We start from the raw sequence: 20,743 nt of genomic DNA on the forward strand, positions 1-20,743 counted from the left end.
TAAAGGGGAATACAGAAGGAAGGCAAGGTAACTCGCTGATATCAAACTAAATAAGTATACTTCGATTCGCGAAAAAGGAGTTATACATGAATGAAATCAGCGAGTTGAAGTTGATATTAAAGCAGCAATTAAATTGGCACAAGTCACGAATTGATTTTTTTGCTCAAGCATTAGTTGGCTTATTTATCTGTCGGACGATAAATTTCAGAGAAATTGCGGTAAGCATGCCATCTGAAACGGAGATTGATTCGCGCTATAAACGAATTTATCGTTTTTTTCTGGTTATACATTTGATTTTACATCAATAGCGCGGTGGTTATTCTATTTGTTTTTTACAAATAACGAGAAACTGTATATTAGCATTGACCGAACGAATTGGTTTTTTGGTAAAGCGAAAATAAACATATTTATGCTTTCTGTCTGCTATGAAGGGATTGCTATCCCACTATTTTGGACTCTATTAAACAAAGCAGGCAACACGACAGCAAAGGAACAAATTGCTCTTATCTCGCGATTTATCAATCTCTTCGGCAAAGAACGTATACAAGGTGTTCTGGCTGATAGAGAATTTACTAATAAGACGCTCATTGGATGGCTGATTGAAGAGAATATTCCCTTTTATTTACGCATCAAAGGGAATATGGATATCTGTATTAGACGTAAAAAATTTAAAACCTCCGCCCAGCTATTTTCACATCTTCAGCCTTTTCAACAGCAGGTTTTTGGCATGAGAGTACATTTATTCGGACAACCGCTTTACTTGGCCGGGAGTAAAAATTCTCGGGAAGAGCTCTTGATTGTTGTAACAAACCAACATCCCAAAAATGCAATTGCATGTTATTTGCGCCGCTGGGAAATTGAATCTTTGTTTCAATCTTTAAAAGGACGTGGGTTTCGATTTGAGGAAACGCATGTGACTCAAATAATACGTATTGAAAAAATCATTGCCTTTCTTGCCATCGCCTTTGCATGGGCCCACAAAGTAGGTGAATGGCGAGCTATTAGAAAAGCCATTCCCATTAAAAAAATCCGAAAGCAAAAACGGCCTCAGTATAGTTTCTTTCGATATGGATTGGATCTTATTAGAGATTTAATAACCAGACCAAACTACAAAAATAATAAAATCAAAGAGTTTAGACATATTATTAATCAATTAATTCCTGATCCAGCTTGGAGAACCACTCCATAGGGTTTTTTGTCCAGTACAGAGGAAAAAAATTATTTTATGCCCGGTTGTTAATATAACCTTAATTTTTTTGTAGTATTATTATTGATCAGGTAGATAAAATTATTAATAACTTAGAGATATATCAATATGATTATTGCCCTAGCACTCTTAAAGATACTCATTATGCCTTCTTTTTTAAAGCTAATGAAAAACTACCGTAATCAAAAGAAAGATAACTATATTCAAAAAGAAGCACGACCACAACCTATAAATATTTAATTTATAGGACGAGCTCTACATATTTTAACTAGAGTGAGTCCGATATCAAAAGTGTGTAATTTTTTATATCGGATTCTTTAAAAACTTGTTTATGCTTAGCTCATAAGAGATAAGTGTTGTAAGCATTTATTTCTCATTATTGAGACTCATTTAGCTTAAACTCCATCAACGTAAACAAGCTGTTTGTTTCGTAACTGTCTTTAAAAGTAAAACCTGCTGGTTCAATTGATTTTTGCCATTCCCCTAAAGTACGCTGACGCCCCCCCAACAATACCATCATAACAATATCCATTGTTTTGTTGGGATGAGGCTGATTGTCATCAGGCATGACTTGTTCCGCAATAAATAAAGTGGCGTGCTTTGGTATTTGTTGCGCACAATTTCGTAATATTTGATGCATCATCTTATCATTAAAATCATGTAAAACGCCTTTAAAGATATAAGCATCTGCACCCGGTATCGTTGCAAAAAAATCCCCCTCTTGGAGACTGATATTATGGGAAAAATGTGTAGGGTTAAGCTGACCAATAACAGCTGGCGTGTCTAATATAGCAATCATAACATCAGGATGTTTATTACTGATTGCTTTCACTAAACCACCTCGCCCTCCTCCCATATCAATTAGAGTTGAAAAAACAGAAAAATTAAATGCATCAGCAATTGATGCATCATCATAAGTTGAAAGTTTAGCCATTCCTTTATCGAAGTTATCTTGTTTCTCAGGATTTTTACTCAGGTAATGGAAAAAATTATCGCCATGCTGGATTTCGAAAGCGGGCTTTCCAGTTTTAAGACTTGCTCCCAATTGAGAGAATGCTTGCCACCAACTGTCATCAACCATGCACAATACATCGCGGATGGAATGGGGGTCATCATCGCAAAGTGTCTTGGATAACTCAGTTAAAGAATAAAGATCATCCTGGTAATGAAACAAGTTATAAGAACAAAGAAACTTTAATACTCTATCCAATAATTCAGGTTTACTTTCCGTTGCTTTTGCAAGTTCATCAATGGATTTAGGTCCAGATAATAAATAATTTGCCACTCCTAACTGAGCCACTGCATGCAATGCCCGGGATGCTACATACCATCGCGACATAATCGCTAATTGAAGATGAGGTTTTTCCATTTGATAGTGCATTTATCATTCCCTGTTAACAAATCTTATCTATTATTTGTTAATGGACACAAAAAGTTAAGTATTTTTTCTATCAATTAAGATAAAAATTATTGAACACGCGCTCTATTTGTCATCATAAAAGGTCAAAGCCTAAAAATTACATTTTCATGGAGATATCAAAATTTTTAACATGATATATAAAAACATCAAATTGTAAACTTTATGATCTTTTGTCATTCAATATAAGAGCACCTAATGCACCAATAACAGTTAAGAACTATGATATTTTCAATTAATAACTGGAAAGATAATCCACGTTCATTTTATAAAGAATTAACAGCAATAAAAACCAAATTTATATTTGATGGTTTTCCTCATAACCAGTTTCCCATAGCAAATCCTTTAACATGAGAGACAATTATACCTCTCGCTGTCTTCTTTCATCACGATATCTCTTTTTTAGACGAACAGAAGGATATTCCTGTTTCGTCTCTTCTGGAGACGCTCTAAAAAACATTAAAGAATTAGAATTTTTTGCAAATCCGGGAGCTAAATCGATAGAGGAAGTTGCGTTAGAGTTACAACCTTTGTTGTAACTCCCGCTTTCAAGAGCTGTCCATAAGTATGGTGTGCTTATATCCTCGATGTTTGAATTTATTTCAATATCCCCTGTGGACGCCAGCTCATTTGAAGGAGATGAAGTACCAACCAAACTTTTAGAATGTATTTTAGACTTTTTACACTTGCCTCTCTCCACTTTTGCCATCATAAAATGTCCTTGGAATCCTTGTGAATGAAATTACTTTTCCATAAAAAATACAATGTAAGATCTTGAAATGCAAGTAACAGCAAAACTCATGCAAAACAAATACAATTATTTATTATACGATGAGTAAATACCTGCTTTTAGTAGGTAACAAACATGAAATGCCCCTTGTTCCTTGTTGGGCAGCAATCGATAACGCTATCCTCGTAGAAAACGCAGACACTACACTAATCTAAATTACCGCAGAAGCACTGCCGCATGGCTCAAACTTGCAATTCTAACTCCAAAAGCTACCAGCAATCCTCCCATAATTTTTACTATATAAAATTGCAAACGATTTAAATTGGCATTGATATATTGATGCGTCAGCATATAGGAAAGGCAGGAAAACCAAATCATATGAATTAAGGCAATTTCGATTCCATAAGCCAGTTCCCTTAGAATAGAATGTCCTGGTTTTACTACTAAAGTAAAAAATGCCAATAAGAACATGATTGCTTTAGGATTTAAAAGATTGCAAAAAAGACCTTGATTAAATGCTTGGAAATTCGTAATCTCATGGCCTGTGTGCCCCGAATCCAGTGCCATCATTTCTCGTTTCGCTAATAGACTCTTAATCCCAATATAAATCAAATAAGCAGCTCCTAGATATTTGATAATGCTAAAAGCAAGAAGGGATTGCGAAATAACTAGAGCTAAACCCAAAATACAGTAACTTGCATGAATTATAAGACTGGTAGAAATACCAAGAGCGGTATAAATTCCTGCTTTTCTGGAATAAAACAAGGCATTTTTTGTCACCAGAGCAAAATCGGGACCTGGAGAAATTGCCGCCAACATGATGAGCAGGCTTATTGATAAAAATTCTTGCACAATATTGCTCTGTAACAAATAATCGATAATTATAACATAGATCGTATAAAGTAAAATCTTGTAGAAATTGGATACGGAATTATAGTAATCTCGAAAAAACAAAAAAAGTGTCAAAAAATTCGAGACTTAAATGATAAAATTCCTAATTAAAGCAATTTTGAAAATACAAGAAGCGACCGGTTATTCTCTATGTGGCTTAAAAGCAGCCTTTCAAAATGAATTTGCTTTTCGTCTTGAATTATTGGCTGTCGCCATTGCGTTACCGTGCGCATTTTTTTTAGGAAACACAGCAGTTGAACGCGCATTATTAATCGGGACTCTCTTCATTGTATTAATTGCTGAGCTTTTGAATTCTGCAATAGAGACAACATTGAACCGAATTGATCTGGCTTGGAATCCTCTCACTAAAAAAGCAAAAGACATGGGCTCGGCCGCTATTCTGATTTCAATCATTAATGCAATTATCATTTGGGTGGTTATTATCGTTTCTCACTGAGTACTGAATTTTGATACGCTCATTCCATTTATAAACTTAGATAAAAATTTACCCCAAGGATGTTCGCAAGAAAATTAGGCACTCCGAAACGTCGAATGTATTGATTCATATAACCGATTTCAGCGATAGCAAAGGAATTCACTTCATAACCTAAACCAATAAAAAATCGGTTTTGATCAAAACCTCGACTATTGGTGCCTACAAAATTATTTTTATGGAAAAAAACTTCATCGCTAGTGACAAAAGCTAATCGGTCATTATTTTTAATTGGGGCAAACACTTTGACAAGCTCTCGGATTCTATAAGCAGTTTTGGGATTATTTTCTAGAAAACGTTGCTCCGTTCGAGTTCGACTCGTAAGCGTCAAATAAGGATAGGTTTTAACCCATAAAAGTTGTTGCCAAATTCGGTTTTCCTCATACGGAGTCGAAGAGTTTGGAGGTCCTGTATAGATCCAAGCATACCCCAGCCATACACTTGTATTCTGCGTTAAAGCATAACCAAGTCCTGGCCGCAATAAAATTTGAGAATAACGACTTGAGTTAGCACCTAAACGTTGTTGTCCCTCCAGCCAATACCGTAAGTGACTAAACACTTTATCGTCACTATAAAACTTACCAATTGTTGTAATATTAAGCCAATTTTGAAAATCGCGTTCGAGGGCACATGCATTCTTAGACCAACCAGCAATAGCGATTAATCCTAAAAATGCCAATAATCCGCTGCTTCTCACCCTCATCTATTCCCTTAACTTTGTAAAAGAAATACATTCTAATACGCGTCGCTAATATTTAAAAGGCTCAGTGCAAAACGCACGCAGAGGAAAACCAATACTTTTCTCTAAAACACCAGTTGATATTCTTCAGCATACCCCTCATCGTGTGTCATTGCTAAAAACTCTCCCACTTTTTTACATGCGTGTTCCAATTGCTCTGATTTGGCTTTTAAATGTTCCATATGAACATTATTTAATGATTTCCCAGACCACAAAGTACTTAATGAATTTCCCATATTGCATTTATTTGAAATAATAGGATCGAAATAAAGCGGAGAAAAAATACTCATACAAAATAATTTTAATATGCTGCTTATCACTTCCATAATATTGAGGAAATGCTGATCTTTATAATGTTCCATATTCGTATTTAAAAAGACATCGCTTAATTCTTGAGTTTGTTTGCACTTGAATTGAATTGCTTCTTCAACAGTATTACCTGTGAATTTTTTATTACGAATAGCATACAATTGACCCAAAAAATTTTGACGCAGCTCTAAATCATTCTTTGCTGTTGTAACATCATTTGATTTAAGCCAATTGGACTGTCTAAAAATTTGTTCATCAAATATGGCAAAATAATAAGCAAGAATTTCATTAAACAGCGTTTTTTCATTGAGTATTCTTTTCCATTGGGATTCCGAAACTTCCTCATAGGCATCAATATGATTTTTTTTTAGTATTGACTGTACTGCGAAGTCTAAAATTGCATCATCAAAATGATGAGGATATATTGACAGAATTTTTTTTGCATTGTTGGTTACGTGTTTTACTCTTTTATCAAAATCTTTGGCCGCCTCTGCATAAACTTCCCATAATGGCATTTTAGTCTCCAATATTTAAATCGCATTTATGATACATTTGTTTCAAATTTAACACAATCAAATCGTTTAGAGGCCAATATGGCAATATAACCCCATCGTCTTTTAATCAATGTGTTGTAGCCCAAATAAAGAGAACCGCATATAATTATTGTAAAAATTATTCACAAATATGAACCTTATGAGATTCATTTATTTTTTATTGTTTTTTCTTCTATCATCATGGGTTTTTGCTAAAGCAGAGAAGAATAATTTATTCAAAAGCAGTATTCGTCCTATTCCCAAAAAGATTCAACGTCAAATGCGTCAATTTACTTGGAGACAAGGTTGCCCAGTAACAATGAATGACTTAGCCTATATCCGACTTTCCTATTGGGGGTTTGATAATCAAACGCATATGGGAGCTTTAATTGTCAACAAAGAATTGGCCTATGAAGTGGTTGCTATTTTTAGAGTATTATTTAAACATAAATTCCCTATTCAAAGCATGCAACTCATGGATGTATTTCAAGGAGATGATAATGCCTCGATGAGGGCAAATAACACTTCTGCATTTAATTGTCGACCAGTCACCGATCGTCCAGGAGAATATTCCCAACACAGTTATGGTCGTGCGATTGATATTAATCCCTTGATTAATCCCTACATAAAAGGTAAAACAATTCTCCCCCCGCAAGGCATACTTTATGCAAAACGCAACCAAGATGCTCCGGGAAAAATCACTAAAAAAAGTTTAGTATATCAAGAATTTATAAAACATGGGTGGGATTGGGCTGGTGATTGGCATGATCTTAAAGATTATCAGCATTTTGAAAAAAGAGCTCATGGTGAGAAACGCAACCCCTATGGATATAAGCCATTTTCAGCACAATGAAAAATAGCTGCAATAATGAAAAAGATTGGATTATTTTTAAAATCGAATTGATTTATAAAAAAAAATAAGGCTCAATTAACTTATTCAATTACCTTGAACTTTTTAGGTAAGATAATGAGCATTAATACCAGCAAAAAGGACCTTGCTACTAAGAAAGTTCCTTATCTTGAGATGTCGTTCAGACAAAAATTAAAACAACTCAAAAAAAATAATTTTGACTTGTTAACCAGCCTCCATACATTATCCGGCGATATCACTCAAATTAAGGTAGGATCTCAGAGCATATTCTTTATCAATCATCCAGAATATGCACGGCATATTCTCCATACCCATCTTTTAAATTATCCCAAAGACAGTTTTTATCAATTAGCTGAACACATAATTGGACAAAACATCCTCACCACCAACGATATGGCGTATTGGGAAGAGCGTCGAAAAATGGTTGCTGGATTATTTCAACCGCAATCTGTATCAGAAATGGGGAGCGATATTATCGCAGTGATTCAAGAAGAAATGCGCTCTATCAAAATCGGTCAAAATTTGTGGCTTAATTCTTTGACAACATCCCTAACTCTAAAAGTCATTACCCGATTATTATTTAGTAATGCAATTAGTGAACACGAAATCAATCAATTATCCAGATTATTAACTTATTTTGGCGATCTTTTGATTAAGAAAAGACAACCATTGTCCTTATCATTACCAATCCGTCTTAACCGCAACTTTCATAAAGCTCATAGAGAACTCAAGACTCTTATCAAAACCATTATCCAGACAGAACGAAACAGCATGAAACCTGACCTCATTGCCCTGCTTTCAAAGCATCGATGTCCCCATACTCAAGCCAAACTCACTGAAGAAGAGTTATTTTCAGAAGCAGCATTAATGTTATTTGCCGGTCATGAAACGACAGCCAACGCGCTAAACTGGTTATTTATTACTTTATCTAAATACCCCGAACTGCGCAAAAATTTGCGCAAAGAAATACATTCTGTTCTTAAAAAGAAAATGTTAGAGGTAGACGATTTAGAACAAATGCCATTAATAAAAGCTCTAGTCATGGAAGTATTAAGATTATTTCCGTCTTTCCCTGCTGTACCAAGATATTGCCTTAACGACGATGTGATTGATGGATATTTAATCCCTGCTCATTCCATGATTATTGTGAATATTGCCATGATTCATAGACACCCAGAGTTTTGGTCTAATCCTGAAGGCTTTGATCCATATCGCTTTATTGATCATAAATTAAAACACAAATACGCTTTTCTACCTTTTATAAATGGCCCTAGGGTATGTATTGGTAACAATTTGGCATTATTGGAGTTACAGCTCATGACGGTCCTTTTTTTACAACAATTTGATTTTAATTTAATCGCGGGACAAGATGTCAGTTCCAATTACATCATTTCGTTACGCACCCAAAAAGACATTCTCATGAATGTGGTACAAGCTGAGATGTAATTGGAGTTTTCATGACTTATCCGGCCCTTAACACCTCAAAACTAGAATCCCAGGTATTTATTCGTCAATTAACCGCAAAAGACGAAGAAGAGTTTATCAACTTATTATACAAAGTTTATGGAAACAGTTACTCGTATACTTTTTTATATGAGTCTGGAGGTCTTTCAACATTAATTCACTCCAATAAAATCACCTCTTATGGTGAATTCGACCTCGAGGGCCGTTTATTAGCTCATACTGCCTTTTGGCATAAAGAAAAAAATGGCGACTATGTTGAATCCGGGTGCTCCTTTAGAGTCTCTGGGGGAGTCAAAAAACTCAAGTCTACTATTACACCAAAAGCCTGGCACAATGCTCTACAGCAGCTTGCTGCTCAATATCATTTTGTTCACCAGCATAATTCAACGTTGCACCTTTTAGCCCAGCGATATGCAACTCGATTGATGAATGCAAAATACTGCGGATTGATTCTTGGTTATGCTGAAAATGAAGCGGTTAAAGGAGTAAAACACCAATCGAACAAAATGCATGCGTTACTCATGACTACTGTATTACAGCCGCAGCGTGTTGAAAAAAAGATCTTTATACCCGCTTTGTTTAAACCTTGGCTAGAAAATATTTACCAAAATTTAGGACTCCCAAGAATTATTCATTCAGTGTATTTATATTCACAAGAAAGGCTTCCATTTCATTTAAAAAACATGGAAATAAACCCATATATTGGCTTACAAAGACGACTTGTGCAAAAGAACACTCACTCTTCCGAGTTTCATTGCCCACCAAGTACGTTACGTACCGATCTCATTCATTTACCCTTAGAAGATCCCGAATTAATTGATGTTATTTTTCCTATTTTAATTCAATCAGGATATATTCCTTGTGGTGTACGGCCACATACACATCAATCTGATGAGTTAATTTTTCAAAATGTTATTAAATACAAGCAAACCCTGATGCATTTGCCTGCAGAAATTAAAATCGCAAATGCCAGTACATTAAAAGAGGTTGAGCAATGGCAAAAACTTGTTCTGCAAATTATGTAGATCGGCTTCTTATGAAAATTAACGGGGCGATTTGCCCTATTTGGAATAGCTTATTTTATACGGTTGAAGAAGCTCCTTGTTCAGAATCTTTTTTTTCCTGCGTGAATGCATTAATCAATGAAGCACCACGATTGAAATCCATCTGGTCCAAAGCAGGTAAAGGTTGGCAGGTCATTGAACCTGACTCACAAAAAATAACAGACACTTATCGGTTTGATGCTATAGCTGTAGAAAAGCGCGAACGAATCCAAACATTAATCCAAGCACCTATTGATCTGGAACATTCTTTACCTTTTCGTATTACTATAGGCAAAATATTTAATAATGAAGGATTTAGCTGGATCATTGCATTTCAGATTCATCATGCTGCAAGTGATGGTCAATCTTTAATTCATTTTGTTGAACGTTTTTGGGACTTATTAAACGGTGAATTAAATCAACATTCGCCGAGCCGAAAAAGCCTGTCAGCCCCAAAAATGACGGATAAAAAATTTATTCGCTATTGCCTAAAAATAAAAAAGTATTGCCCAATCTCTTTAAAGCAAAATACAGACAATTATCGAGAAGAGCCAGCCCTTTATCTCATGAAGGGACCCAAATTGGTGTCCCTTATCTTCAAAGTATACAATTTAGCCTTTCTCATTTAAAAAATTATAATTCCTCCGAATTATTTTATTCTGCCATTTTAGCCGCCATCCATAGCACCGAATCCACCAAAGAGAATCGATTAATTCGTTTTCGTATCCCAGTCGATCTCAGATCGATATGGATGGTTCCTAAAAACTCAATTGAAAACGGCTGTGCGGCAATCATAATTGAGCTTCCGCTTCAAGTAATAAAACAAATCCATCAAAATAGACCAAAACACCTGGGTCTACTCATCAGAAAGACGCTCACTCAACTCCTATTAAAACGAATTTACCTTTGCAATGCTTTGGAGTGCATTTTAATGAGCCACCTTTGTTCTGAAAAAAAGTTAAAGAATGCGGTACGGGAAGAATTATTAGCCGATAAACGCTCTAGTACCCTGGTAATTACTCATTTTGGTGACGTCACGTCTTATCTTAGGCCACCGCGCCCCATCAAGGTAATGAATCTCGAGGCACATACACCAGTTTGGGGCTCTAATAGTTTCGTTTATGAAGAGACGCTTTACATTAATAATACCTGTTTTGACAAGATTTGGAGCCACGAACAAATGCAACACTTTTGTTTAGAAGCCCGCTCGTGGCTACAATTACACTACGGTTCATCGGGACTATCATCATGAACCAGCTCTCAATAATTCATCACCCTTATATTTATTTAGTATTTATCAGTTTTCATTTATTCAGCGGGCAAGGACTAACTGGTGTGTGCTATTGGTTACGTTTTGGTAAAAGCCCCATTATCTGTTATCAGAAAAAAAGTCATAATCAACATCATTTAATTTCTCAATGGCTCATTTTGCCTGTACTTGTATGGTTTAGTTGTATTAGCTTGTATGCTCTTTCGCAAGACTTTAGAAGCAGTTGTTTTAATTGGCCTTTATCGATAATCAATCCACTTTATGGCTGGGGTATTGCGATTACAGGACTAGTTGGAATGCTCGTATGCCAATATGAAATGGGCGAAGCATTTCGTGTAGGCCAAGAATCAAAAAAAGAGCAATCGCAAAATATTTTGAAAACCAAAGGGTGTTTTAAATTTTCAAGAAACCCAATTTATTTTTTTTCAATACTGTACTTAATTGGCGTATCGCTTTGGAGCCTCATATGGCCCGTTTGGATTGCTTTAATGACGATCATGGTTCTGATTCATTTTTTGGTTTTGGAAGAAGAGCATTTTTTAGCACAACGTTTTGGCGATGCCTATTTAATTTATAAAAAATCGGCTCCGCGTTATATTGGTTTAATTAGAACGTAAAGGAATACTGATGAATAATAATGGATATCCCTGGGGGGTACCTCAAGCGGTGCTGCAAAGAGCCTATCAAAAATCAAGCCTATACGTCATCACAAAACTCTGTTTCTTATTTTTTATCTGGTACTGTTTGGGTTTTTGTATTTTAAAAACACATTCTATAGGGTTAAAAATTATTATGTGGTTTTTTTTAGGGTATTTCATTAATGGATTAGTTCAATTAGTACATGACAGTTGGCACCATACTCTATTCCCTAAACGATGGCAAAACCGCCTTCTTGGGCATCTGTTGTCGTTTTTATTTTTTGTTTTATACCACCCTCCTAGACACGGGCATTTACTGCACCACCGTTATAATAGAACCGAACGCGACCCTGATGCTTATAACACAGGAAAAAGAAGCTGGGATTTAGTGCTTTTGTATTATGGGTTTTTTTTATTGGGTGTTCCCTTAGCGATTATTCATTTTAATGTGCTTTATCCATTACAATTTTATAAACGGCATCAATTAAGAAAACATTTCCTGCAACTTGGTTTCTTGATATTAGTGCAAGTCTTCGTGTGGATTATTTTGGTTCAAAAAAATATGACCCATTTAGCCTACCAAACATGGCTAATTCCTGTATTCTTTACTTCGATATGGAATGGAATGAAGTCCGTGGCCGATCATTTTCAAAATGATTGGCAAGGAAGTCCACTAAAAACAGCCACCACGGTAATCAGTAATCCTCTCACTACTTTTTTCTGGAATGGATTAAATTATCATTTGGAACATCACTTGTTTCCCGGGGTACCAGGATATAACTTACCGCTGTTACATCCTCATCTCAAAGAATTATTCCAACAGAATCGCTCTTCACTTTTTTCAAGTTATTACAAAATATGGTGGCGCGCTTTAATTAGAGGTCCTGAAGTGATTGATCGTGAAGGAAAATTCAACCCATTCAAATTTCAAAATGAGAATTAGCAATGACAACACGCTGGTACCATTCCATTCGTTATGAATATCAACGTTGGCCTTTATGGCGACTTGATTTAGATTTAGCCTATATTCTTAAAAGTTTGGACCACAAACATCGTCCAAGTACCCTAATAGACAAAACCCATTTTTTAGCGATGCATCAATGGCTAAAACATCATCAATGGCCCTCAGTATCGGACAAACAAGCCATAACACTGTGTGCTATGGGGGACATGATGTGGATCCGTAGTGGTTGGATCAATGCGTTATCCGCAGGGGTAAAACAACATTTAGCTCATGCAGATCTTACTCTTACAAATCTTGAAACTCCAATCGATCCTGCACGAAAAATACCTAAGTGGGTTTATGAAACGTTTCACTATAATGCACCCAAGGATTATTTAACGAGTTGGAATGTTTTACCCTCCCACATCCAACATGTATTCTCTATTTGTAATAACCATGCGCTCGATCAAAAAGAAGAAGGTCTGCAAGCCACACGAAATTCAATACTGGAACAGGGAACTCACTTCCATTGTCTTGGGGGAAGAAATCAAGATGAAGACACTTTGCTTCTCACGATCAAAGGAATAAAAATTGGTTTTATGGCGTCCACTTTTGCAGTGAATCATTTAAAAACACATCACCTCACTCCTAAAGGAGTTCCAATTCATTTATTTGGATGTCCTCATAGAGAGCCTGATTGGGTTAAAATTGCTGAACGCATTCAAAAGATGAAAAACAAAGGCGCTGAGTTTATTATTTTTTCACCACATTGGGGATATGAATATGAATATTGGCCTGATGAATTACAAAGAGCACATGCGTTGAAACTCATTGAACTTGGTGTTGATTTAATTTTGGGCCATTCACCACATGTAGTACAACCGATAGAAATGGTTTCTATCAACAAAATGGATGTTCAATGTCCTTTACAAATAGAGCGTCAAGGCTCTAAAGGATTTGGAATTATTGCTTGGTCTTTAGGGAATTTTTTAACAATTATGCCAACGCTTCCTTGTAAAACTGGCGTAATTTTTAAACTGGATTTGGTCAAAAAAGATCAACAAATTTTTATTAAAAAAATTGAGTTAATTCCAGTCTATACCACAAAATCAGCAAAAGCACATTGGCTGGATAGACAAGTGGTATGTCTTCCTGAGTTATCTGACTCTCAAAATGCTCTTAAAGCCCGAATAATACGTCATTGCCAACAAATTAGCCCGTTAATGAATTTAGGAGATCCTCAATGAATAAATCCCAATATCAGACCATAAATTTATTAGATACTTACTGCCAAAACATGGCAGAAAGCGTTATTCTTCTATTAGATAAAATTGATCTTAATAAGTATCTGAATTTTCTTGAAATGATGTACCACTATACTCGAGACAGTGGAAAAAGACTTCAGCATGCCGCAGAGCAAGCCCAGAGTGAACGAATAAAAAAAGTATTTGCCGAATTAGCACAAGAAGAACAATATCATTATCGTCTCGCTGAAAAAGATTTACAAACTTTTGGTAAAAAACCTGAACCTGAGGCCCCATCTGTCGTTTTAGAGTTCGATCAGTTTTGGATGACTATTGCCTCAGAAGAAGAATATCAATTTGTCGGGGCGTTATATGTATTAGAAAACGTAGCCCGCCTGTTAAAAACGAGTGTCATGCCTCATTTTGTACGCTTAAATATTGGACCAGAGCAAGGTAAATTTATACTGACTCATTTAGTTGCGGATGACGATCATGGCGATCAATTACGCCTTTTATGTCACCATACTACCGATACAGTGGTATCTCAAATCGAAATAGGTGCTCAAAAAGCCAGTGCTTTTTGGATTAAAATCCATCACGAGTCTTTAAACTAACGTCATTCTCTTATTGAGAGAACCTGACTTCAAACTGCTGAGGCTTGGGAGATGCACAAAAGCATGGCCTCGAAGCCTTGGCCTGGATGCAGAGTAGTTGCCCCCACTTAGATACACAGCATCCAGAATGCCATATGAATTGCCAAAAAACTCTAATAAGTAAAAGAATCAGTATGTTGAATAAATTGGGTGATTTCTTCGAGCTGTTTTTTTGCCAGATATTCATCTTGTTCGTTTTCGGGATCAATTTTGGCAAGTTTTTGATAAAGTTTCTCTATATTTTCATGTCGTCCTTTACCAAAAATTTTGGAGTGACTGAAAAAATAAAATAATCCTCTTTCTGTTTTTTCTTGGCCTAATTGTTGCAGTTGTTGTAATTTTTCTAAGGGTGAGTTTGGTTCATTTAAAATTTTAGCAATTTTCATCATTCCGGTACTGTTTGTATTGATAAATTTGTTTGTTAACGTTTTTCCATCGTAAACTTCTTTGGTACAAGTATGAAAACTGACCAGTGCTTTTTTAAATTTTAAATTCTCTTGTTCTAACAAGTAAGTTACTTTTTCCAGATTAGGATAAGGACGATCTATATCATTAATATCCACACCGCGGTTTTCTTTAATCAAACGTGCAGATAACTCATAATGAGATGCTGGCAAAGTAAATTTGGCAATCTCTTTATAAATAGCCATTCTTTTTAAGAGCATTCGTCGATTAAATACATCACTTCGATGGTTTGTTTCACTAAATAGATTATCCGTAAACTTGGTTAAATGATGTTTGGTGTTCAATAAATTCAGATACTTATGGTACATCTCAAATTCATCAAAATGCTTTACCAAAACAGCCCAATGATCATTAAAAATCTTATATGCGTCCAATCTGGCTGGAAGAGTTACAAGAAATTTATTGACTTGATTAATAGTTGGGCGATCTCCTGGTGTAGTACTTTGTAAACGCAACAATAAATTTTTGATATCCTTCAAAAGAAAAGGATCTACATCAGACACATCATAACCAGTAAATAAACCATCAAAACAAAATGGAGCATGAGCTAATTCAAGTCGAGTCTTGGCTAAATCTTTATATTTCATTATATGGGTCGCACCAAATATCTCACCCAGTATTGCTGCTAAAGCATACATATCAGATTGATAAGTGCTTCTTGCATGCATAAGAACTTCGGGAGCCATATAATAGGGGGTTCCAGAAAAGTGGAAATTATTTTGCGAATCTGCGTCTTCAGCCAAACCAAAATCGATAAATATTATAAGAAATTGATCTTTTTCGAGATTTTTATAACAAATATTTGCTGGCTTAAGATCACGATGCACCACACCCCTCTGTTGCAATAATAACATTTCGCTCGCTATTCGAGCTGCAACGTGCAATCGATGGAGAAATGAATACTTATTGCTGGGGATAAAAGGCAACAAGTTATCAAGACTAGTCCCGCAATCTTCAACAACAGTAATCACTTTATCTTCAGCACCGACAACTGCAACTACTTTGACGCCATGATTTTTTTGTTTTATTGCCTCTTTTATAGTTCTTCGCAAAAGCGGTTCATACGGAAGATCTTCATTTGCTTTTTGTATTTTAACTACATCGTTTACGGGAATAACTTGTGCTTGATAGCGTTTCTTATTGACGTCATAAGTGACTATGATTTTATGTTTTGAGCCATTAACAGAGCCAAATCCTCCTTTTCCTTTAGTGGCATTATCAATGATATGCCACTGATTTTTAGCAGATAAAACTAAATTATGGCTGAATGAGAATTTGGGGGAGTTAAATGGGCTAAATGTTGATGATTTTTTTGAATGAAGAAACTTTACTCCTTCTTTTTGCTTAAATAAAAATTTAGCAACTTCTTCACTTAGAAATAATACACCCTTTTGATTGCGCAACACTACATCAAAATCAACATACTTCATACGATTTCCACAAAACTGAAATCAAAAATTGGCGCTATAGTATCAGTTTATATCATTAAAATTCATTAAGATGGAAAAAAAACTTAAACCCACTTACGATAACACTTGATTCAGGTTAATATAGATTCTTTTTATAGTAGTTGTTCCTAAACCGAACATGTCAAAATCAATTGATTATACAAAACGTATCTCCTGCGTAGTGCCAGTTTTTAATGAAGAGGCAGGAATTGCTGAGTTTATTACTGCCCTGACTGATACCCTAAAAAAATTAAGCTATGTTTATGAAATAATTCTTGTAGATGATGGCAGTAAAGACAACACGCCAGCAATTATTCAGCAGTTAAGATCTCAGTTCGCGCTGCGCTGTATTCGTTTTAGTCGTAATTTTGGCAAAGAAAATGCCATCAGTGCAGGTCTTGACCATGCACAAGGAGATGCTGTTATTTTGCTCGATGCCGATTTCCAACATCCTCTTGAACTTTTAAGTCAGTTCATTGCTAAATGGGAAGAAGGTTATGATATGGTGTACGCAGTTCGCCAAAACCGAACGAACGAATCATGGTTAAAGAGGACTTGCGCCAAAGCATTTTACCAGTTTACTTCACGAATCAATCGAATTAATATTCCAGCAAATGCTGGCGACTTTAGGCTTCTAGATCGAAAAATAGTCAATGCGTTGCAAAAATTACCTGAGCGTAATCGCTTTATGAAAGGGTTATACAGCTGGGTTGGATTTAAACAAATTGCTATTCCTTTTGAAGTGCAACCACGAAAAACGGGAAACTCGCAATGGAACTTCTATTCTCTCTTGGATTTAGCGATTACCGGAATTACGTCATTTACTGCATTTCCCCTACGCATGATTGCTATAGGTGGAATTAGTGTCGCCACACTCGCAATACTCTATGGTACCTGGATTATACTCAGCACGTTAATTTTCGGTAAAGAAACGCCAGGATGGGCAACTATTGTCACTACCATTAGCTTCTTTGGTGGTTTGCAACTTTTTGCTTTAGGAGTGGTAGGCGAATATATAGGACGTGTCTTTGACGAGGTTAAACACAGACCTCACTATATTATTGATGAGGAATCCAGTTTTGACGACAACATCTCTTAGTTTAGGGCTCAGACTGATTTATTTTTTTGGAATAGGGGGTACAGCTGCATTAGTTCATCTGTCTGTCGTATTTATTTTGGTAAGTTTCTTGTACATCCCCGCATTAATTGCCAATATATTTGCCTTTTTAATAGCGTTTAATGTGAGTTTTTTAGGACATAAATATTTCACCTTTTCCCATTTACATGACGAAAAAAAATTAAGTTTACCTCATTTTTTCCTCGTTGCGTCTTCTGCAGGAGTCATCAATGAACTGCTATTCTTTTTACTTTTAAAGTACACCACACTCAATTATCTATTTGCTTTAATACTAGTCTTGGGTTTTGTTTCTATTTATAGCTTTATAATTTCACGAACCTGGGCTTGTCGTTAGACCAGCGGTTGCAGAAGATGATCCCGAGCGAGTACTCCCTGTATTATTCTATATCAAAATGTGAACCACTAATCACTTCAACGATTTCACGAATAATAAGTCGACCCTTGGCCATTTCTTTGATTTTAGGCAATACCAACTCTGCTTTTTCGATGGTATCAACGAAATGCACTACTAAAGGAAGCTTGCTTCCGATGTCAACCAATGATGTAGATACAATAGGAGCCTTAAAAGTAAATCCAGCAACCCCACGTAACACCGTTCCACCGGCAATCCCATTTTCATCAAGCATATTTAATAATTCAAGATGTAAGGGACGATGCTGCCATTTATCTCCCTCATTAATGTAGACAGAAACTTTTATATGGTTCATATCAAATTGCCCGAGCGAGCACTACGCCCGCGATTACTGCAAGTAAAGAAAAAAGATTATTGCAAATAAAATTTAGTGCAGCAAGTGCATAATCACTTTGCTCTATAAGTCGATACGTTTCATAACTGAAACTAGAAAATGTTGTATAAGCACCACAAAAGCCAACAGCAACAAATGATCTCCACCTGGGGTCAACTTCGACACGTTCCAAAGTCCAAACAAGAAAAAAACCGAGAATAAAACTGCCTGTAAGGTTAACGAGAAAAGTTCCATAGGGGATATCTGCGGACAAATACCTAATTGAAAAACGATTCACTAAATAACGTAAGTTCGCACCAAGCACTGCTCCGCAAGAGATCCAAAAAATATCATTCAAGGGATTTTCCTTTCATTAATCCAGATTGCACAACTAAAAAGATAATACATAAAAATATTGTAAGCTAATCTTCTTGATATGCAAGACGCACATGATATTCGTTACAATCGGTTAAAAACTCATCGCTTAAGAAATAATTCAGTTCCTTGAAACGGGCAGGAGCAATAATATCCGCACTATTTATTCCCTCTCCTGGATGACACATAATGAGCGTATTTTCTTTTGCGAAACACAGCCATTTCCTAAATAAATCCCGATAATTCGCATGCTCTGCAAAATCATAAATGCCGGAAAAATAACCATTATGAGGTATCTTGAATTTGATTAATTGCTGCGCCAAAGCTTTACCACCAGTGAAACTGAGCACTTTTGCCTTTAAGCGAAATTGAGGCAAATTAAGAGAGGGCCATACGGAGCGAATAGAGATTCCGCTGCCTTTTAAACGTTGCTCGTAAAGATCTAAAATCACTTTTCTTATCACAGGAAATTGATGCACATGTTGATGACCATCAATAAAATCAGGTAACCGTTGCATCGTTTCGGTAAATTGCTTCAGTTGCGCTAAAAACTCTTGGGCAATAAAAGATAATTTCAAGGAGTGCATATGTGATTTAATCAGTAACTCACTGAGATTAAAACATTTTCTTTGCGGATGGACCATTAAATTGCCTTCGGTGAGATTAAAATGCAAACCAATCTTAACCGAATTTTTTAAAGAAAGTAGTTGTTGACTATAAGCAACAAAATTAGGCATGTTGGTCATACAACTTACCGCTGATAGGCGCTTTATGTGCGCTAATTTTAAAATCCCTTCTGAAACTTCAGAATTCAAACCAAAATCATCCGCACACAACACTACGGTTTTCAATTCAATCACGATGAATAACCAAATTATTGCAATAAAATCGTATCATATATCATTTCTGCTCTAAAAGAGCGAATAAATTGACCGCTCTTGAATCACGCTATTTCAGGTTGTTGTTTAAGGACTAGAAAACGAGTTCCAAGGATACTGATGCACAAACCACCTATAACCAACAATCCTGCGGCTAACTTCCAAAGTTGAAATGGCTCACCCAGTACCACAACAGAACTTACAATCGCAACAATAGGAACCAATAAAGTAAATGGCGCAACCACACCCACAGGATATCGAGCAATTAACCAGTTCCACACCCCATAACCTATCCATGTTGAGGCAAAGACAATATAAAACAACGAGACAGTTCCTCGCCAACTTAAATTCTCATAGGTATAGGCAAAACTGGAGGGCCCTTCAAAGATCCAAGAGAGAAGAAACATAGGGATGCACGCAATGAAACTACCCCATGCAATAATAGCCATCATATGATTACTGTTTCCTTTGATTTTTTTAGTAATAAGATTACCAACCCCCCAAGTTGCTGCGGCGGCAATAATACAAAGAAATCCCACTACAGAGATATCGCTATCAAAATGCATTGCTACCAAACCAATTCCAGTAAAAGCAACCAATGCACCCAAAATTTGTGCTATATTCGGTTGTTCACCTAAGAAAATTATTGCAAAAAACATACTGAAAAAGACTTGAGTTTGCATGAGTAAAGACGCCATTCCTGCTGGCATCCCTGCATTCATTCCAATAAATAAAAATGAAAATTGCAAAGCAAACATAATAAAACCATACAACGCAATAATTTTGAAAGAAGACTTAGGTAGTTTGACAAAAAATATAGCTGGAATACTTGACAATAAAAAGCGCAAGGCACAGAGCAACAAAGGTGAAATTTCTTCAAGACCAATGGAAACAAAAAGAAAATTTACACCCCAAATTAACACAACTAAGAGAGCTAATAACAGATGTGGCAGTGGCATCATCATGCTCCTCAATAAAATCAATATTTTAGTCTAAAAGCGGCAATAAAGCCATTAATGTAGAATAATTTTTGCCCACAATTATGTTCAAAAAAAGTAAATATAGCACATTTTTGAAAAACGATTATCGAGTAAATAATAAGCTGCCCCAAAGTTCTTCTATTTCCATCAATAATTCTTATAAATTTAATTTCTATTTTCTTTTCAGCACGTTAAAATTAAATTTTAAATAATAAAAATAGTTCGCGAGGAGCAAAATGGCACCCATCTTAGATGCTTCCAAATCCTCCGATTATTTTCAGTTCTATCT

General features: G+C 35.8%; 24 protein-coding genes. 14 read left to right on the forward strand and 10 right to left on the reverse strand.

What is annotated here, in order from left to right; all coding sequences use genetic code 11:
- Positions 1–86: 86 nt before the first annotated feature.
- Both EL220_RS19275 and EL220_RS15445 read left to right on the forward strand, forming a co-directional pair.
- Positions 87–308 (forward strand): hypothetical protein, encoded by a 222-nt coding sequence (locus EL220_RS19275; RefSeq protein ID WP_128130933.1) that lies wholly within the window; start codon positions 87–89, stop codon positions 306–308.
- 17 nt (positions 309–325) lie between these two features.
- Entirely contained in the window at positions 326–1,189 is an 864-nt protein-coding gene (locus tag EL220_RS15445; protein WP_164838771.1) for an IS4 family transposase, read from the forward strand.
- Between the two features lie 394 nt (positions 1,190–1,583).
- On the opposite strand, the gene EL220_RS15450 is transcribed toward EL220_RS15445, so the two are convergent.
- The 3 genes from EL220_RS15450 to EL220_RS15460 form a co-directional block, all read right to left on the reverse strand.
- Positions 1,584–2,588, reverse strand: a complete 1,005-nt coding sequence (locus EL220_RS15450; RefSeq protein WP_027271283.1) for a methyltransferase — start codon at positions 2,586–2,588, stop codon at positions 1,584–1,586.
- A 397-nt stretch (positions 2,589–2,985) separates the two neighbouring features.
- On the reverse strand, positions 2,986–3,336 hold the full coding sequence (locus tag EL220_RS15455) for a hypothetical protein (protein ID WP_027271284.1): 351 nt from the start codon (positions 3,334–3,336) through the stop codon (positions 2,986–2,988).
- A 234-nt stretch (positions 3,337–3,570) separates the two neighbouring features.
- Positions 3,571–4,206 carry a LysE family transporter gene (locus EL220_RS15460; RefSeq protein WP_027271285.1) on the reverse strand — a complete coding sequence of 212 codons (636 nt, stop codon included), beginning with the start codon at positions 4,204–4,206 and terminating at the stop codon, positions 3,571–3,573.
- A 130-nt stretch (positions 4,207–4,336) separates the two neighbouring features.
- Here EL220_RS15460 and EL220_RS15465 point away from each other — a divergent pair, with 130 nt between their 5' ends.
- Entirely contained in the window at positions 4,337–4,702 is a 366-nt protein-coding gene (locus EL220_RS15465; RefSeq protein ID WP_027271286.1) for a diacylglycerol kinase, read from the forward strand.
- Between the two features lie 28 nt (positions 4,703–4,730).
- Here EL220_RS15465 and EL220_RS15470 read toward each other — a convergent pair whose 3' ends face one another.
- Both EL220_RS15470 and EL220_RS15475 read right to left on the reverse strand, forming a co-directional pair.
- Positions 4,731–5,441, reverse strand: coding sequence for a DUF2490 domain-containing protein (locus EL220_RS15470; RefSeq protein WP_027271287.1), 711 nt, complete (start codon positions 5,439–5,441; stop codon positions 4,731–4,733).
- A 101-nt stretch (positions 5,442–5,542) separates the two neighbouring features.
- A complete protein-coding gene (locus EL220_RS15475; RefSeq protein ID WP_027271288.1) occupies positions 5,543–6,301 on the reverse strand; it encodes a hypothetical protein in 759 nt (252 codons plus the stop codon).
- 178 nt (positions 6,302–6,479) lie between these two features.
- Here EL220_RS15475 and EL220_RS15480 point away from each other — a divergent pair, with 178 nt between their 5' ends.
- The 9 genes from EL220_RS15480 to EL220_RS15520 all read left to right on the forward strand — a co-directional run bounded on the left by EL220_RS15480 (position 6,480) and on the right by EL220_RS15520 (position 14,406).
- A complete protein-coding gene (locus EL220_RS15480) occupies positions 6,480–7,172 on the forward strand; it encodes a M15 family metallopeptidase (protein ID WP_051544736.1) in 693 nt (230 codons plus the stop codon).
- Positions 7,173–7,286: 114 nt separating this feature from the next.
- Positions 7,287–8,636 carry a cytochrome P450 gene (locus EL220_RS15485; RefSeq protein ID WP_027271289.1) on the forward strand — a complete coding sequence of 450 codons (1,350 nt, stop codon included), beginning with the start codon at positions 7,287–7,289 and terminating at the stop codon, positions 8,634–8,636.
- 11 nt (positions 8,637–8,647) lie between these two features.
- On the forward strand, positions 8,648–9,679 hold the full coding sequence (locus EL220_RS15490) for a hypothetical protein (RefSeq protein ID WP_027271290.1): 1,032 nt from the start codon (positions 8,648–8,650) through the stop codon (positions 9,677–9,679).
- Positions 9,649–10,326, forward strand: coding sequence for a condensation domain-containing protein (locus tag EL220_RS15495; RefSeq protein ID WP_128130935.1), 678 nt, complete (start codon positions 9,649–9,651; stop codon positions 10,324–10,326). Before EL220_RS15490 ends, EL220_RS15495 begins: the two co-directional genes overlap by 31 nt.
- A gap of 302 nt (positions 10,327–10,628) precedes the next feature.
- Positions 10,629–10,949, forward strand: a complete 321-nt coding sequence (locus EL220_RS15500; protein WP_128130936.1) for a hypothetical protein — start codon at positions 10,629–10,631, stop codon at positions 10,947–10,949.
- Positions 10,946–11,584, forward strand: coding sequence for a methyltransferase family protein (locus tag EL220_RS15505; protein WP_051544737.1), 639 nt, complete (start codon positions 10,946–10,948; stop codon positions 11,582–11,584). The genes EL220_RS15500 and EL220_RS15505 overlap by 4 nt, the downstream gene beginning before the upstream one ends.
- A gap of 10 nt (positions 11,585–11,594) precedes the next feature.
- A complete protein-coding gene (locus EL220_RS15510; RefSeq protein WP_027271292.1) occupies positions 11,595–12,548 on the forward strand; it encodes a fatty acid desaturase family protein in 954 nt (317 codons plus the stop codon).
- Between the two features lie 2 nt (positions 12,549–12,550).
- Entirely contained in the window at positions 12,551–13,795 is a 1,245-nt protein-coding gene (locus EL220_RS15515; RefSeq protein ID WP_027271293.1) for a CapA family protein, read from the forward strand.
- The gene (locus tag EL220_RS15520; RefSeq protein ID WP_027271294.1) at positions 13,792–14,406 is read left to right on the forward strand and encodes an iron-containing redox enzyme family protein; all 615 of its coding nucleotides are present in this window, start codon (positions 13,792–13,794) and stop codon (positions 14,404–14,406) included. The genes EL220_RS15515 and EL220_RS15520 overlap by 4 nt, the downstream gene beginning before the upstream one ends.
- A 152-nt stretch (positions 14,407–14,558) precedes the next feature.
- Here EL220_RS15520 and EL220_RS15525 read toward each other — a convergent pair whose 3' ends face one another.
- Positions 14,559–16,340: a protein kinase domain-containing protein gene (locus EL220_RS15525; RefSeq protein WP_027271295.1), complete on the reverse strand. Its 1,782-nt coding sequence runs from the start codon at positions 16,338–16,340 to the stop codon at positions 14,559–14,561.
- Positions 16,341–16,497: 157 nt separating this feature from the next.
- Between EL220_RS15525 and EL220_RS15530 the strand changes: the two genes are divergently transcribed.
- Both EL220_RS15530 and EL220_RS15535 read left to right on the forward strand, forming a co-directional pair.
- The gene (locus EL220_RS15530; RefSeq protein ID WP_027271296.1) at positions 16,498–17,457 is read left to right on the forward strand and encodes a glycosyltransferase family 2 protein; all 960 of its coding nucleotides are present in this window, start codon (positions 16,498–16,500) and stop codon (positions 17,455–17,457) included.
- Positions 17,423–17,830, forward strand: coding sequence for a GtrA family protein (locus tag EL220_RS15535; protein WP_027271297.1), 408 nt, complete (start codon positions 17,423–17,425; stop codon positions 17,828–17,830). Before EL220_RS15530 ends, EL220_RS15535 begins: the two co-directional genes overlap by 35 nt.
- A gap of 43 nt (positions 17,831–17,873) precedes the next feature.
- On the opposite strand, the gene EL220_RS15540 is transcribed toward EL220_RS15535, so the two are convergent.
- From EL220_RS15540 to EL220_RS15555, 4 genes are all read right to left on the reverse strand, one after another.
- A complete protein-coding gene (locus tag EL220_RS15540; RefSeq protein ID WP_027271298.1) occupies positions 17,874–18,203 on the reverse strand; it encodes a DUF190 domain-containing protein in 330 nt (109 codons plus the stop codon).
- A 1-nt stretch (position 18,204) separates the two neighbouring features.
- A complete protein-coding gene (gene crcB, locus EL220_RS15545; protein WP_027271299.1) occupies positions 18,205–18,579 on the reverse strand; it encodes a fluoride efflux transporter CrcB in 375 nt (124 codons plus the stop codon).
- 64 nt (positions 18,580–18,643) lie between these two features.
- On the reverse strand, positions 18,644–19,456 hold the full coding sequence (locus EL220_RS15550) for a ChbG/HpnK family deacetylase (protein WP_027271300.1): 813 nt from the start codon (positions 19,454–19,456) through the stop codon (positions 18,644–18,646).
- Between the two features lie 83 nt (positions 19,457–19,539).
- Positions 19,540–20,433 (reverse strand): EamA family transporter, encoded by an 894-nt coding sequence (locus EL220_RS15555; protein WP_027271301.1) that lies wholly within the window; start codon positions 20,431–20,433, stop codon positions 19,540–19,542.
- Positions 20,434–20,743 lie beyond the last annotated feature (310 nt).

The organism is Legionella sainthelensi, assembly GCF_900637685.1.
Taxonomy (GTDB): domain Bacteria; phylum Pseudomonadota; class Gammaproteobacteria; order Legionellales; family Legionellaceae; genus Legionella; species Legionella sainthelensi.

What these genes read in the sequence shown, in the direction of transcription:
- EL220_RS15485 (WP_027271289.1), top strand. Translation starts at nt 7,287, where the DNA reads ATGAGCATTAATACCAGCAAAAAGGACCTTGCTACTAAGAAAGTTCCT.
- EL220_RS15520 (WP_027271294.1), top strand. Translation starts at nt 13,792, where the DNA reads ATGAATAAATCCCAATATCAGACCATAAATTTATTAGATACTTACTGC.
- EL220_RS15495 (WP_128130935.1), top strand. Translation starts at nt 9,649, where the DNA reads ATGGCAAAAACTTGTTCTGCAAATTATGTAGATCGGCTTCTTATGAAA.
- EL220_RS19275 (WP_128130933.1), top strand. Translation starts at nt 87, where the DNA reads ATGAATGAAATCAGCGAGTTGAAGTTGATATTAAAGCAGCAATTAAAT.
- EL220_RS15515 (WP_027271293.1), top strand. Translation starts at nt 12,551, where the DNA reads ATGACAACACGCTGGTACCATTCCATTCGTTATGAATATCAACGTTGG.
- EL220_RS15535 (WP_027271297.1), top strand. Translation starts at nt 17,423, where the DNA reads ATGAGGAATCCAGTTTTGACGACAACATCTCTTAGTTTAGGGCTCAGA.
- EL220_RS15455 (WP_027271284.1), bottom strand. Translation starts at nt 3,336, where the DNA reads ATGATGGCAAAAGTGGAGAGAGGCAAGTGTAAAAAGTCTAAAATACAT.
- EL220_RS15540 (WP_027271298.1), bottom strand. Translation starts at nt 18,203, where the DNA reads ATGAACCATATAAAAGTTTCTGTCTACATTAATGAGGGAGATAAATGG.
- EL220_RS15490 (WP_027271290.1), top strand. Translation starts at nt 8,648, where the DNA reads ATGACTTATCCGGCCCTTAACACCTCAAAACTAGAATCCCAGGTATTT.
- EL220_RS15530 (WP_027271296.1), top strand. Translation starts at nt 16,498, where the DNA reads ATGTCAAAATCAATTGATTATACAAAACGTATCTCCTGCGTAGTGCCA.
- EL220_RS15505 (WP_051544737.1), top strand. Translation starts at nt 10,946, where the DNA reads ATGAACCAGCTCTCAATAATTCATCACCCTTATATTTATTTAGTATTT.
- EL220_RS15465 (WP_027271286.1), top strand. Translation starts at nt 4,337, where the DNA reads ATGATAAAATTCCTAATTAAAGCAATTTTGAAAATACAAGAAGCGACC.
- EL220_RS15450 (WP_027271283.1), bottom strand. Translation starts at nt 2,588, where the DNA reads ATGCACTATCAAATGGAAAAACCTCATCTTCAATTAGCGATTATGTCG.
- EL220_RS15525 (WP_027271295.1), bottom strand. Translation starts at nt 16,340, where the DNA reads ATGAAGTATGTTGATTTTGATGTAGTGTTGCGCAATCAAAAGGGTGTA.
- EL220_RS15510 (WP_027271292.1), top strand. Translation starts at nt 11,595, where the DNA reads ATGAATAATAATGGATATCCCTGGGGGGTACCTCAAGCGGTGCTGCAA.
- EL220_RS15480 (WP_051544736.1), top strand. Translation starts at nt 6,480, where the DNA reads ATGAGATTCATTTATTTTTTATTGTTTTTTCTTCTATCATCATGGGTT.
- EL220_RS15555 (WP_027271301.1), bottom strand. Translation starts at nt 20,433, where the DNA reads ATGCCACTGCCACATCTGTTATTAGCTCTCTTAGTTGTGTTAATTTGG.
- EL220_RS15470 (WP_027271287.1), bottom strand. Translation starts at nt 5,441, where the DNA reads ATGAGGGTGAGAAGCAGCGGATTATTGGCATTTTTAGGATTAATCGCT.
- EL220_RS15500 (WP_128130936.1), top strand. Translation starts at nt 10,629, where the DNA reads ATGAGCCACCTTTGTTCTGAAAAAAAGTTAAAGAATGCGGTACGGGAA.
- EL220_RS15475 (WP_027271288.1), bottom strand. Translation starts at nt 6,301, where the DNA reads ATGCCATTATGGGAAGTTTATGCAGAGGCGGCCAAAGATTTTGATAAA.